The organism is Nonlabens dokdonensis DSW-6, from assembly GCF_000332115.1.
GTDB classification, from domain to species: Bacteria; Bacteroidota; Bacteroidia; order Flavobacteriales; family Flavobacteriaceae; genus Nonlabens; species Nonlabens dokdonensis.
The window spans coordinates 562,892-576,998 of record NC_020156.1 but is presented as its reverse complement, the minus strand read 5'-3'; the positions used below and the strand labels follow the sequence as shown (position 1 = coordinate 576,998).

Here is a 14,107-nt window from a genome sequence, read left to right as displayed (position 1 = left end):
GAAAATCAAAGGTTGTGACGTATTTTCGTAGGCACAAAACTCAAATTTTAACAATGACAGACAAGGCGATACTAGAGTTTGATGGCAAGAAATACGATTTTCCTGTGATCACTGGCTCAGAAAATGAAAAAGCAATAGATATTAAGACGTTGAGAGGTGCAACTGGTGGACTTACCACTATTGATCCTGGTTACAAGAACACAGGTAGCTGTACAAGTGCTATAACGTTTTTAAATGGTGAAGAAGGTATTCTAAGATATAGAGGTTACTCGATTGAGGAACTAGCTGATAAAGCCGATTTCCTTGAAGTTGCCTATTTGTTGATTTTTGGTGAGTTGCCTACTGCTACGCAATTAGAAAAATTTCATAATGATATAAAAGCTCAGTCTCATGTAGATGAAGACGTGAAGAAAATCTTAGATGGTTTTCCTAAATCGGCGCATCCTATGGGTGTTCTTTCTTCCTTGACTAGTGCTTTAATGGCATTTAATCCATCATCTGTAAACGTAGATAGTGAAGAAGATATGTATAATGCTATTGTAAAGATCATGGGTAAATTCCCAGTTCTTGTTGCATGGGCATTAAGAAAACGCACTGGACAACCTCTAGATTATGGAGATGACAACTTAGGCTATGTGGATAACATCCTAAAGATGATGTTCAAGAAAGCTAATAGTGAATACAAAATTGATCCTGTTGTTTCAAATGCATTAGATAAATTATTAATCCTTCATGCAGATCATGAGCAAAACTGTTCTACAAGTACAGTGCGTATCGTAGGATCTTCGCACGCTGGTTTATTTGCAAGTTTAAGCGCAGGTATTAATGCTCTTTGGGGTCCACTTCATGGTGGTGCTAATCAGGCAGTACTTGAAATGCTAGAAGCTATCAAAGAAGATGGTGGAGATACTAAAAAATACATGGCAAAAGCAAAGGATAAGAAAGATCCTTTCCGTTTGATGGGCTTCGGTCATAGAGTTTACAAAAACTTTGATCCACGTGCAAAGATCATTAAGGTTGCTGCAGACGATGTTCTAGGAGCTTTAGGTGTTGAAGATCCTATCTTAGATATTGCAAAAGGACTGGAGCAAGAAGCTTTAAATGATCCTTATTTTGTTGATCGTAAACTATATCCTAACGTAGATTTCTATTCTGGTATTATTTACCGTGCTATGGGAATTCCTACTGAAATGTTTACCGTAATGTTTGCATTAGGACGTCTTCCAGGATGGATCGCACAATGGAAAGAAATGCGTGAGAATAAAGAACCTATCGGTAGACCACGTCAGGTGTACACTGGTGAAAACCATAGAGCTTTTAAAGAAGTGTCTGAAAGATAAAACCTTTTACAGATTGCTTAATATTAAAAACCTCTTTAGAATAACTTTTAAAGAGGTTTTTTTATTGACAGTATTTAAATAAGAACTTTAACTTTTATTCAAATAGTTAATGTTTAAATTGGGCTAAAAAAACTTTTCACAAACAATAAGTTAGTATCACAAAAACACAAAAGGCTTGGCGGTTTTTGGGATTTTCACGATGTGGAAAGGTTGTGACAATGAGGTAAAACCACCTCCATCAATAACAGTTGTAACTTCTATATAATTTTGATTTTCTATGATGCTCGTTATTTCTAAAAGATAAAACTCTGGTAAGACATCTTCGAATATCGCAATTACTGTAAAATTATTAAAATCAATATTAGTTTGAGTAAAATCCCCAGTGAAATTATTAAAACCTGAGTCCATTTGATTCATTAAGGCGATCCAATCGGACGCATTATTTATTACTAAGTTAGATTGAACAACTCCTTCGTTACCATTTAAACGTCCTTGTGAAATTGTTGTAAAAGCAACAGGTCCTGTTTGAATTGCAGGCTCTTCATTCATATCATCATCATTATTACAAGAGATGAATAGAAACAAGCTAAGTAAAAAGAGGTAATTTTTCATAAGCAAGATGTTTAATTACTACAAAAACACAAAAGGCTTGGTAGTTTTTGGGATTTTAACGATATGGAAACCTTGAGATTCTTGTAAAAAATAACCACCAAACTCTTCTGAAGAAACTGTTATATCGTTTTGATTTTCCATGATATCAGTAATAGTAATGCTCCACACATTACCTCTTACATCTAAAAACATTGCTACTACAGTATAATTATTAAAATCTATGTTAGTTTCGGTAAATCGACTTATAATATTTTGGGAATCCATCTGATTCATTAAGGCGATCCAATCAGATGCATTATTAATTACTAAGTTAGATTGGACAACTCCTTCGTCGCCGCTTAAAACTTCTTGTGAAATTGTTGTAAAAGCAATAGGTCCAGTTTGAATTGCAGGCTCTGAAATATCATCGTCACTCTTGCAAGAGATGATGAGAAATAAACCAATTATAAAAATGTAATTTTTCATAAGCGAGTTTTTCAAGTATTACAAAAACACAAAAGGGTTGGTGGTTTTTGGGATTTTTACGATGTGGAAACCTTGAGATACTGCTGGAAAATTGCCGCCACTTTCTTCTGACGTAACAATAATATCATTTAGATTTTCTGTTATACTCGTTATTTCTACAAACCATCTATAAGGTCTTGCGTCTAGAAAAATCGCTACTACAGTATAATTATTAAAATCTATGTTAGTTTCGGTAAATCGACTTATAATATTTTGGGAATCCATCTGATTCATTAAGGCGATCCAATCAGATGCATTATTAATTACTAAGTTAGATTGGACAACTCCTTCGTCGCCGCTTAAAACTTCTTGTGAAATAGTTGTAAAAGTAATAGGTCCAGTTTGAGTTGCAGGCTCTTCATTTACATCATCGTCATTGTTACAAGAGATGAATAGAAACAAGCTAAGTAAAAAGAGGTAATTTTTCATAAACAAGATGTTCAATTATTACAAAAACACAAAAGGTTTGTTGGTTTTTGGGATTTTCACGATGTGGAAACCTTGAGATTCTTGTAAAAAATAACCACCAAACTCTTCTGAAGAAACTGTTATATCGTTTTGATTTTCCATGATATCAGTAATAGTAATGCTCCACACATTACCTCTTACATCTAAAAACATTGCTACTACAGTATAATTATTAAAATCTATGTTAGTTTCGGTAAATCGACTTATAATATTTGGGGAATCCATCTGATTCATTAAGGCGATCCAATCAGATGCATTATTAATTACTAAGTTAGATTGGACAACTCCTTCGTCGCCGCTTAAAACTTCTTGTGAAATAGTTGTAAAAGCAATAGGTCCAGTTTGAATTACAGGCTCTGAAACATCATCGTCATTATTACAAGAGATGAATAGAAATAAGCTAAGTAAAAAGAGGTAATTTTTCATAAGCGAGTTTTTCAGGTATTACAAAAACACAAAAGGCTTGGTAGTTTTTGGGATTTTAACGATGTGGAAAGGTTGTGACACCGCTGTAAAACCACCGCCATCTAATACAGTAGTTACTGTAATATCATTTTGATTTTCGATCATACTTGTTATTTCAATAAAATAAACTTCGGTAAATACATCATCAAACACTGCGATAACCGTATAATTATTGAAATCGATATTAGTTTCTGTTAAACGGCTAATAATAACATCAGAATCCATTTGATTTATTAGGTTTATCCAATCGGTTGAATTATCAATTATAAGATTAGATTTTAAAATACCTTCTGATCCGAAACCATTCAATTTACCTCTTCCAATCTCAACAAAACTTATAGGCCCAGTTTGGATTTCAGGTTCTGAAACATCATCGTCATTGTTACACGATATGAATAGAAACAAGCTAAGTAAAAAGATGCAATTTTTCATAATAGTGTTGATTTAATTAATTTATTGTTTTAATAAGGTAGATGCATCTATAATAACACCGTCGCAAACTAAGGCAATGGTATAAAACCATTAGTATACGCACTGATATCTAGTTGGATTTCATTTGCAGTAATATCTAGTACATAGTGAGAGAAAAAAAAGAAAATGTAATTTGTAGTTTGAGAGACATAGTTGGTTATTATTTGTTTTAAAATTAATTAAAATTTGCTAGGGATCATAATTTTCCTACTTATATCTTATTTATTTTCAAAAGATTATCCGTGAAGTGAGTATTGTTCATAAGATATTTGATGTTTCAAGTCATTAAAAGTTATTTTGAATTGATCCTGGAGTATAAAATTCATTTATAAAATCACATAGCTCTTAACAACTTTACAATGTAGCTAACTTTAATTTGTATTAATGTTTACAAATTCAACTTAAATGGCAGTTATTCTCTGCAATAGAAGAATTTTATCACTTCTTAACTGAGACTGACAATTACTTAAAGCCATTAAAAACAATATTATTTTGTATCTCAAACCATTGATTTTTTTGTATAATTTGATGGTCTTAATTCCTAAATTCGCAATATGAATAGACTTAATCTTAACGTAAGTGACGAGACCTCGCGATTACGTGCGGTCATTTTAGGTACAGCAGCTAGTAATGGTCCGGTTCCAGCTGTAGAAGATGCTTATGATCCAAAATCTCGCAAATACATCCTGGCAGGAGAATACCCTACAAATGAGGACATGATGGAAGAAATGGCTGCAGTAAATGCAGTTCTAGAGAAATATAATGTAAAAGTATATCGTCCCAAACACATAGAAGATTGCAACCAGATTTTTGCTAGAGACATAGGCTTTGTAATTGATAATACTTTTGTAAAGGCAAATATCCTTCCAGATAGAGAAGAGGAGATAGAGGCAATTCAATACGTGATTGATCAAATAAATCCTGATCAAGTAATTCGTCCACCAGAAGAAGTTCATATTGAAGGTGGCGATGTGATGCTTCATGGCGACTATATTTTTGTAGGAACTTATAGAGGTGAAGATTATGCAGATTATATCATTGCGCGCACTAACGTAGAAGCCATAGACTGGTTAAAAGAAACCTTTCCCAATAAAAAAGTCGTTTCTTTTAATTTGAGAAAAGACAACCTAGATCCTTATAACAATGCGCTACACTTGGATTGCTGTTTCCAGCCCGTAGGAAAGAATAAATGCATTATTCATAAAAATGGTTTCTTACAAGAAGAAGAGTACCAGTATTTGGTAGACTTTTTTGGAAAGGAAAACTGTTTTGAGATTACACAGGAAGAGATGTATGCTATGAATTCTAACATCTTTTCTATTGCACCAGATGTAGTAATTTCAGAAAAGAATTTTACCAGATTAAACACTTGGCTGCGTGGTCAAGGAATTACCGTAGAAGAAGTTCCTTATGCTGAAATTTCTAAGCAAGAAGGCCTTCTTAGATGTTCTACACTTCCCTTAATTAGAGATTAAATGAAACAAATTACCGATACCGTTTTTATGGTGCGTCCTACTCAGTTCCGTTTGAACGAGCAAACTGCTGTTAATAATTATTATCAAGACGATGGCGTTAAGATCTTAGATCAAAATCAAAAAGCGCAAGATGAGTTTGACGCTTTCGCGAAAGCGTTACAACAAAAAGGCATCAATGTTATTATCATATCTGATGATGATAAAAATGATACACCAGATTCTATTTTCCCAAACAACTGGATTTCTACGCACCAAAATGGTGATGTGGCATTATATCCAATGTTTGCCGAAAACAGGCGTTTAGAAAGAAGACCAGAAGTACTCAATAGAATCGAAGAAGAAGGTTTTAAAATTGAAAATATAGTAGATTATACAAGTGCCGAAGATGAAGGTTTTTTCTTAGAAGGAACAGGTAGTTTACTTCTTGATCGTGTGAACAAAAAGGCTTATTGCAGTATTTCACCACGCGCAGATGAAGAACTCATGATCGAGTTTTGTGAAGACTTTGAGTTTACACCAGTAATTTTTACCGCATATCAAACAGTAGAAGAGAAGCGATTACCTATTTATCATACAAACGTTATGATGGCTCTAGGCGAGAATTATGCTGTAATCTGTCTGGACTGTATCGATGACAAAAAGGAGCGTAAAAACGTTCTAAAACATCTAAAGGAAGATGGTAAAGAGGTGATTACTATTACCGAAGCTCAAGTCAACTCATTTGCTGGAAATATGATGCAAGTTCATAATTCAAATGGCGATCGTTTACTAGTAATGAGTGACCAAGCCTATAATTCTTTGCATCCAGATCAAATAACTAAGCTTGAGAAATACAACGAGATCATCCATCCATCTATTTCTACGATAGAAACCTTAGGTGGCGGCTCTGTAAGATGTATGATGGCTGAGGTGTTTTTGCCTAAGAACTGATGTGATTTTGATACAGGGAACAAATAGAAAAAGGAGCTTCAAAGCTCCTTTTTCTATTTCATCTATTTTGTAAAAATTAATCTAAATTGATATCTCCAAAATCTAGATCTCTCAATGAACCTTTCATAAAAATGTAACCGCCTTTTTCTGCTCCCCAAACTTGATTTCCATCTTTGTCAAAACCACGATCCCATGAAATGATTTGGTTGTCATTAATAACAACGATACTAGTTGCATAAGAGGCGCCTCTCATGGTGCTTAAACAAGTGCTTTTTCCAGTCTTTCCAGTATAAGAACCATTCTCTTCTTTTTGAATAATAACCTCACAACCTTCTCTTTTTTCTAAGTAATCAGGTGTTAAGTATTTAAAAGCTTTAGGCTTTTTGAATTTACCGTAGTATTGCTTTTCATTAGGAATGGTATAGACCTCGCTTATTATTTCATTGTTATCATTACGCAGTAATCGATACATTCTAACTCTATAAGGTTGGTCTTTTTGAGAGGTAAGAGCTTGCTCTACATATAACCATCGTTCACCACTATTTTTCCATACGGGATGCATTTCTAAAGAAATATCATAATAACTAGAATCAACTTTGCTTTGTAAACTACTATCATAGCTGCCCTGCATCATTTTATAAACCTTGTCTAGTTCTTTGTCTTTTGTGTTGTGTTTGCTAGAAGAACATCCTATTAATATGAAGAACGAAATGAGAAGAAAGTAAAATGGTTTCATGAAGTATATTTTAATTAAAGATGCTATAGTGTTTTGGTATTCATTTTTTTATTGCATTAAGCCATAGAGGTTAGATAATGATATTTTTTTAAATTCAAGTTCAAGTTCAAGTTCAAATTCAAGTTCAAGTTCAAATTCTTATTCATCTCCCAGTCGCAATATGCCTCAACATTCCAGCAAAAATGAAATAGTGAAATGGCAACATAGAAAACCAGTAAAGTCTTCCCCAAATTCCTCGAGGTCTAAAAGTAGCTGTTTGATGCACGACGTCATTCTCATCTATTTCAAATTCTAACCAGGCTTCTCCTGGAACGCGCATTTCGGCAAAGAGTAATAATCGCTTTTCTTCTTTGTCTGCTACAAGAACGCGCCAAAAATCCAGTGCATCACCAGCATAAATCTTATCTGAATTGGTACGACCACGTCTCAATCCTACACCACCAAATAGTTTATCTAAAGCACCACGTATTTTCCAGAGAAAAGTAGCGTAGTAATAACCATTTTTACCGCCTATGGACCAGATGCGTTCCAGAGCAGCATTAGCATCATCTGTTTCTAGTTTTTGTGCGTCTTTGAGGCATCCATAACTAGGAACTTTTTTATATTTATTTAAGCTGCGTCTAAACCTACCGCTCACCATAGAGTCTTTCCAGCTGCTCACCACTTGATTTTGTTCAATTTTTGCAAACGCCATATCCAGTGCTTGCTGGTAATCATAGAGCTCGATATCAAGTCGTTGCGCTAGATCATTTTCTGAAGCAATTACCTCTATCGCCATACTATCGACAAGGTTTTGAGCCAGTTTATAACTGGTACTGGTTACAAAATACAGCCAGTAGCTGCTCAGCTTAGGAGTCATCACTGGTACGGTAAAAATATAGAGTTTTAGACCTCTGTTTTTAGCATAACCGGTCATCATCTCTTTATAAGTAAGGACACTTTTACCACCTATATCAAAACTTTGGTCATAGCAATCTTCTCTCCCTAAAACACCTATTAAAAAGCTCATCACGTTACGTATGGCTATAGGATGGGTTTTTGTATTTACCCATTTTGGAGTGATCATTACTGGAAGTTTTTCACATAAATCTCTTACAATTTCAAAAGAAGAACTTCCGCTACCTACGATTATTCCTGCTCGTAAAACGGTGAGATTATAATTACCAGTGTAAAGTATATCTTCTACTCGCTTTCGCGAAAGCAAATGTTTACTCAATTGATCTTCATTAACTATCCCAGAGAGATAAATCACCTGTTTACAGTTGGTTTTATTGATCAGTTCCACAAAGCTATGAGCGCTATCTGCTTCCATTTGATCAAAATTGTCAGTACTTGACGTCATCGAATGAATCAAATAATAAGCAGCATCTATGTCTTTGGGCAATTCCTGATCTGGTTGAAGCTTCAAAAAGTCTAATTCTATAATATCGACTTGATCTTTAATTTCTTGCGGAACAGAAAGTCTTGCAGCGTTGCGCACCGCACAAACGACCTTGTGATCTTCTTTAAGCAGTTCGTAAAGTAATCGAACTCCAATATAACCGTTTGCTCCTGTGAGTAATACTTTCATAGGTTTAAAGATAGTATGCAAAAAGCCTATTTAATGCACAAGTTTGTTAAAACAAAAACGCCATCTCAAAGGATGGCGTTTTCAATATCAAATAAAAGAATTTAATCTTCTTTATTTGCAGAAGTATTTTCACTCAAAGCAATGCGATTATCATCACTATTTCTATCAATCAACTTATTGAAAGGGTCTATTCCTGCTTCTACTGGCTTTGAATCTACAACAATGTCAAAGCTGTTAGGAATGTCAGTAACTTTTAGTTTCTTTAAATAAAGTACTTTATTCACTCCAGTTTCTTCATTTTCTTCACCAAAAACGCCAACTTCTATATAATCAGCTAATGGTAAAGATTGAAGCGCTCTTTTCCTATCCTTAGGAGTAAATGAAATGCTGTCACCAGCTCTATTTTTATATACAGACTTCCCTTTTTCATCAGATCTATATTTGATGACTCGAGCGTCTAGAGTAACTAGATATTTACCATTAGGCAATTCTCGATAAGTTCCTTTTCTAGCACTGTTGTCATACAAGGTTATTGTTTCAAACATATCATTAACTAAATACTGAAGTGAATCTGGCGTTACCGCTCTTATGTCGTCTACAAATTCAGTTGCTACAGGATAAGGCGCACCTTTAAATTGGTACTTTTCTGCAAAACGCTTTACCACATCATTAAATTTCTTTTCTCCTAGATAATCACTCATGGCATAAAGTACTAGAGAACCTTTTTGATAATGAATGTACTGTTGGTTTTCATTATACATCAATGGGTTTTCTTTGATTTGTTCTACAGTTCTACCGAGTAAATAGCCATCCATAGCATCTTTAAGAAAACGTCTCATTTGCTCTTTACCATTAGTTTTTTCAAGAACCTTCAAAGAACTGTATTCAGATAAACTTTCAGAAAGTAATGTAGCTCCTTTTGCATTTGCTCCTATAACTTGATGCGCCCACCACTGGTGAGCAAGCTCGTGTGCGGTTACACTAAAAGGATAGTCAACTCCTTCATTATTTTCAGTATCAACATCAGCTATGAAACCTATTGCCTCACTAAAAGGTATGGTATTAGGAAAAGCTTGAGCAAATCCTCCACCAGTTCTTGGAAACTCAATAATACGCGCCTGTCTGTGCTGGTAAGGAGTATAGTTTTTATTATAATAATCCAGTCCGTCTTTAAGGCCATTCATCATACGGTCTACGTTGTAGACATGATCTGGATGGTAATAGATTTCAAGTTTTACACCTTCGTGCTCCTCTCGTTTCACTTCATAACGACCACTCAAAAATGCGTAGAAATTTACGATTTTAGAGTCCATTTTATAATTGAAATACTTACGTCCATCTTTTTCCCATTCTTTGATGAGGTAACCTGGTGCAATTGCAATTTGATCGCTAGATGTACTCACGGTAGCTTCAAAATCGATCCAGTCACTGTTGCCTCCTATATAATTGTTATCTCTCGCTCCTGGAGCGTCTGGATATGGCAAACGATCTTTAGGCGGTAAGCCGTATTTTAATCGTACTTGAGTATTACGTATTTCTCCTTGCTCATTATAACCGATAGATGGAAAAATGAAATTATCTATGAAAGTACCATTATCTACTACTGGAGAATTATTCTCAAAGAACGTATTAGGCTCATTTTGTGTAGTAAATTTCATTATTAAGGTGTCACCTGGTTGTAATGGACTTCTAAACTCATACATTCTATAGTCATAATCCTCTTGATCATATACAATATCTGTTTCACGATCAAGATTGATCTCAGTAGGACGGTCAGGATAATTTACATGCAAGGTATCAATTGCAAACTCAGTTTGATTAATTAAAGTATAAGTAGCTCCTGCCTTAAAATCTCTGGTATCTGGAAAAATATCCATAAAAGTATTCACAGCAACTAATCGAGGTTGAGGTACTTTGGAATATTTACTTAATTCTTTCTCATAGTTAACACGTAATTCCTCTTGTTCTTTACCAGAAATAGGCTCGTTATCAATGTTATTCACCTTCCATATATAACCACCTATTGCAAAGAATCCCACGAGAGATATTGCCATTATAGAAACTAATGATTTTGATAATCTCGCTTTCGCGAAAGCGAAACGTTCACTGATATTTGTCCCCATACCACGGCGGTAAAATAGCACGGACAGCGCGAATAAAGCGATTCCTAAAAGAATCCAATACAATCTATAAGTAAAATATCGAGCGAGGCCACTTCCATAACCGTTCATATCACTCGGGCTAGGAGATCCAGCTCCTTGATTGAAAACAAACTGGCTTTGTTCAACGCCTATAGCATTTAAAAGCGGTGGTATTCCTAAAGCCAAAACTAATAAAGTGATTAATCCCAACCATTTATTCTTAATAAGAGTATGAATTAAAATGGACATCAGGATCCATGGAATAAAGTCCCAGATATTAATTACATATAAATCAAATAAGTACAACGGTAATTCAAACTCAAAGAAACCATTATAGGCCTGAATAATCATACCACTCAAAATCACAATGAGCAATAAAGTAGCCACCATAACAATCATTGCGATGAACTTGGATAGCAGCATCGTCCAGTTTTTAGTAGGTGTTGCGTCTATAAGTTGATGAATATGAGCCGCTTTTGCGCGGTCCATGATTAATCCTGTATAGAGATATATGAGTAAATAAGCAAAGGTGCTGAAGATTCCTCCAGCAAATTGTAACATTACCCAAGTTTTAGGCAAAATATCAGTTCCATATTGTTGGCCTGTAATCAACATTGTTAGCAGCGAGAAAGCAAAAGCAACTGTTGCTATAATTATAAATGGCCAGCCCTTTACAATGTAGGAGATATCAGATTTTGCAATAACCCAAGCAGTTTTTAATTGTCCCAAGAATGAGGTATCTTGTGTTGCTGGAGGCATTACTACTTTAGTGATTGTACCAAAGTTCCTTTTAGTAACACGTTGCGATTTCTTTTTAGCAAGTGATATACTCGAAGGATTTTGAGAAAAATTGAAAGCAAACAGTATGCTAAAAAACACTATTAAAGCGATACCTAACCAAATCAAACGATTGTATAGCAAAGTTCCTTCTATAGGAATCAATTGTGTACTTTGCTCCTCTGGTGTCCAGTATTTTATTTGAGCATAAGTAGCACTATCTCCAGTAGGCTCCATTAACTCCACCCAATAAGGATCGTCCATAGTAGTTACACTACTTTGCGCTGCAAATTGAAGGATGACCATCACCAGTACAAACATGAATCCAATATTGATATTACGCAAGAACGCTGTAATAGCAAATACAATCGCCCCATAGAAGAATACATTAGGAATAATGTAAAGTAAAAATGGCTGCAAGTAATTCATTATTTTAAAAGGACCTACGAGCTCTTCATTTGCTCCTGGTAGGTAAAAACCTAACGTTAGACCTAACAAGCTGGCTATAATAACTAATAATGTCATTGTGAAACCTGCGCTAAACTTAGCAAGCAAATAATTCCATTTGGTCAGTGGATAAGAATACAAGACATTGTGCATGTTGTTTTTAAAGTCACGCTGTATTGTTCCTCCTATAATAGATGGAATTAAAAGATATGTGAGTACCGCAAAAAGGCCTAACAGTCCATAAATACCTACAGCACCATTTAATTTTATGGCACTAGTAACGGTAACATTATCGCTATCAAAAACTCCTACAGCAGTAGCACTTAGTAACAAAGAAAGCGCAAATAAAACTCCTGCATAAATGTAAAAAAGTGGTTTCTTAAACCAGGTTTTTACCTCGTGAATATAAATAGTTGAGAACATAATTATGCGATTTCAGTTTCGGCGATGAATCTATCATTACTCAAGGTAGTAAAGTAAACATCTTCTAAAGATGGAGCTGTCTTTACAAAAGCGTCGCCTGGAGACACTTCACCGTAAACACGCACATTGAGCTTGTTATCTTCATTATAATTAGAAGAAATCACATTAAAGTCGTTTTGCATTTGCTCAATAGCTTCTCTTTCCACAGTAGTAGTCCATATTTTATCAGCGAGTGCAGCGACCATTTGTTTAGGTGTTGCTTGAGCTAGTATTTTACCACCATTTAGAATCGCCATGTCTGTACAAAGTTCTTTTACATCATCTACGATGTGTGTAGAAAATATAACTATGTGATTGGTACCTATTTCTCTCAATACGTTTAAAAATCTGTGACGCTCTGCTGGGTCAAGACCTGCGGTAGGTTCATCTACTATAATCAACTTAGGATCGTTTAATAATAGTTGAGCAATTCCAAAACGTTGTTTCATACCGCCAGAATATCCTGCCACGTTTTTATAACGTACATCGCTTAGGTTTGTAACTTCTAGGGCTTTATCTACGAGAGCATTGCGCTCTGACTTATTGGTAATTCCTTTAAGGCTCGCAAAATAATGTAACAAATCGTGCGCACTCATCTTAGGATACACGCCAAATTCTTGTGGCAAATAACCTAAAGTACGTCTGAATTCAATTTTATTGTTCAAAATGTCTAGACCATCTAAATGTATGCTTCCAGAGTCAGGAGATTGTAGGGTAGCTATCGTACGCATCATAGAAGACTTTCCAGCTCCGTTAGGTCCTAAAAGGCCGAACATTCCAGCGTTTATATCTATAGTTACATCATCAAGTGCTTTAACACCATTGCTGTAGGTCTTGGAAACATTCTTTAAACTGAGAATCATGTGATTGAATTTTTACGGTTTGAAGTGTTAGTGTCTTATAGGTCGTAGTTGTTACAGTTTATGAGCATCAATTTATAGGTTGCTTATTATAGGTTTAAAAAAGGATGTTTGTGATCTCGCTTTCGCGAAAGCGAAACACAAAAAAAGCCTCTAACCGCAAGAAACGGAAAGAGACTTCTTAAATGAATGAGGTGTGTTTTATTTTTTAGGTAGAATCACTGTATCGATAACATGAACTACACCGTTACTTGCTTCAATATCTGTTGCGGTTATGATACTTTTACGACCTTGTGCATCTTGAAGAATCACTTGCCCGTTTTGTAAACTTGCATAAAGTGGATCTCCCTGAACAGTTTTGGTCATAAAACCACCGCCATTTCTTTTTATGGATTCAATGATATCGCTTGCGGTAACTTTTCCTGAAAGTACGTGATAGGTAAGAACTGCTTGTAATTGCTTTTTGTTTTTAGGTTGCAACAGGTTATCAACTGTTCCATCAGGTAATCTATTGAATGCAGAGTTTGTAGGAGCAAAAACTGTAAAAGGTCCATCGCCTTTTAATACCTCTACGAGCTGTGCAGCTTTTACAGCAGCGACTAGTGTGCTGAATTTCTTATCTGATAATGCAATGTCTATAATGTCGCCATTATCATGATAGGACCAGTTGTTAACTACCACAACATGGTTGTTGTGGCTGTCATGATTGTTGCTGACTTGTTTTTTACTATGACATTGACCAGTTGCAAGAGAAGTAAAGCCTAAAAATAATAATGCGGTAAAAATTTGAGTAAGTTTCATTTTGTTAATTTTTTAAATTTAATTTTCGTTTATTTGATCGATCATAAA

13 protein-coding genes are annotated in these 14,107 nt (G+C 35.0%); 3 read left to right on the top strand and 10 right to left on the bottom strand.

Going from position 1 to position 14,107, the window contains the following annotated elements; genetic code table 11:
• Positions 1 to 53: 53 nt before the first annotated feature.
• On the top strand, positions 54 to 1,340 hold the full coding sequence (locus DDD_RS02410; protein ID WP_015361135.1) for a citrate synthase: 1,287 nt from the start codon (positions 54 to 56) through the stop codon (positions 1,338 to 1,340).
• A gap of 156 nt (positions 1,341 to 1,496) precedes the next feature.
• Here the strand turns inward: DDD_RS02410 and DDD_RS02405 are convergent, their stop codons facing one another.
• The 5 genes from DDD_RS02405 to DDD_RS02385 are packed head-to-tail and all read right to left on the bottom strand — an operon-like array spanning position 1,497 to position 3,821.
• Positions 1,497 to 1,952, bottom strand: coding sequence for a hypothetical protein (locus DDD_RS02405; protein WP_015361134.1), 456 nt, complete (start codon positions 1,950 to 1,952; stop codon positions 1,497 to 1,499).
• Between the two features lie 18 nt (positions 1,953 to 1,970).
• Positions 1,971 to 2,417, bottom strand: coding sequence for a hypothetical protein (locus DDD_RS02400; protein ID WP_015361133.1), 447 nt, complete (start codon positions 2,415 to 2,417; stop codon positions 1,971 to 1,973).
• An 18-nt stretch (positions 2,418 to 2,435) separates the two neighbouring features.
• Positions 2,436 to 2,885 (bottom strand): hypothetical protein, encoded by a 450-nt coding sequence (locus DDD_RS02395; protein WP_041566862.1) that lies wholly within the window; start codon positions 2,883 to 2,885, stop codon positions 2,436 to 2,438.
• A gap of 18 nt (positions 2,886 to 2,903) precedes the next feature.
• Complete coding sequence (locus tag DDD_RS02390) at positions 2,904 to 3,350, bottom strand: hypothetical protein (RefSeq protein WP_015361131.1); 447 nt, start codon at positions 3,348 to 3,350, stop codon at positions 2,904 to 2,906.
• A gap of 18 nt (positions 3,351 to 3,368) precedes the next feature.
• Positions 3,369 to 3,821 carry a hypothetical protein gene (locus DDD_RS02385; RefSeq protein WP_015361130.1) on the bottom strand — a complete coding sequence of 151 codons (453 nt, stop codon included), beginning with the start codon at positions 3,819 to 3,821 and terminating at the stop codon, positions 3,369 to 3,371.
• A 593-nt stretch (positions 3,822 to 4,414) separates the two neighbouring features.
• On the opposite strand from DDD_RS02385, the gene DDD_RS02380 reads away from it, so the two are divergent.
• Both DDD_RS02380 and ctlX read left to right on the top strand, forming a co-directional pair.
• Positions 4,415 to 5,335 carry a dimethylarginine dimethylaminohydrolase family protein gene (locus DDD_RS02380; RefSeq protein ID WP_015361129.1) on the top strand — a complete coding sequence of 307 codons (921 nt, stop codon included), beginning with the start codon at positions 4,415 to 4,417 and terminating at the stop codon, positions 5,333 to 5,335.
• Positions 5,336 to 6,265 carry a citrulline utilization hydrolase CtlX gene (gene ctlX / locus DDD_RS02375; RefSeq protein WP_015361128.1) on the top strand — a complete coding sequence of 310 codons (930 nt, stop codon included), beginning with the start codon at positions 5,336 to 5,338 and terminating at the stop codon, positions 6,263 to 6,265.
• A 76-nt stretch (positions 6,266 to 6,341) separates the two neighbouring features.
• Here ctlX and DDD_RS02370 read toward each other — a convergent pair whose 3' ends face one another.
• The 5 genes from DDD_RS02370 to DDD_RS02350 all read right to left on the bottom strand — a co-directional run bounded on the left by DDD_RS02370 (position 6,342) and on the right by DDD_RS02350 (position 14,059).
• A complete protein-coding gene (locus tag DDD_RS02370) occupies positions 6,342 to 7,001 on the bottom strand; it encodes a chromophore lyase CpcT/CpeT (RefSeq protein ID WP_015361127.1) in 660 nt (219 codons plus the stop codon).
• Between the two features lie 142 nt (positions 7,002 to 7,143).
• Positions 7,144 to 8,571 carry an SDR family oxidoreductase gene (locus DDD_RS02365; RefSeq protein WP_015361126.1) on the bottom strand — a complete coding sequence of 476 codons (1,428 nt, stop codon included), beginning with the start codon at positions 8,569 to 8,571 and terminating at the stop codon, positions 7,144 to 7,146.
• A 101-nt stretch (positions 8,572 to 8,672) separates the two neighbouring features.
• A complete protein-coding gene (locus DDD_RS02360) occupies positions 8,673 to 12,359 on the bottom strand; it encodes an ABC transporter permease/M1 family aminopeptidase (protein ID WP_015361125.1) in 3,687 nt (1,228 codons plus the stop codon).
• Between the two features lie 2 nt (positions 12,360 to 12,361).
• Positions 12,362 to 13,261 (bottom strand): ABC transporter ATP-binding protein, encoded by a 900-nt coding sequence (locus DDD_RS02355; protein WP_015361124.1) that lies wholly within the window; start codon positions 13,259 to 13,261, stop codon positions 12,362 to 12,364.
• 198 nt (positions 13,262 to 13,459) lie between these two features.
• Complete coding sequence (locus DDD_RS02350) at positions 13,460 to 14,059, bottom strand: fasciclin domain-containing protein (protein WP_015361123.1); 600 nt, start codon at positions 14,057 to 14,059, stop codon at positions 13,460 to 13,462.
• Between the last annotated feature and the right edge of the window lie 48 nt (positions 14,060 to 14,107).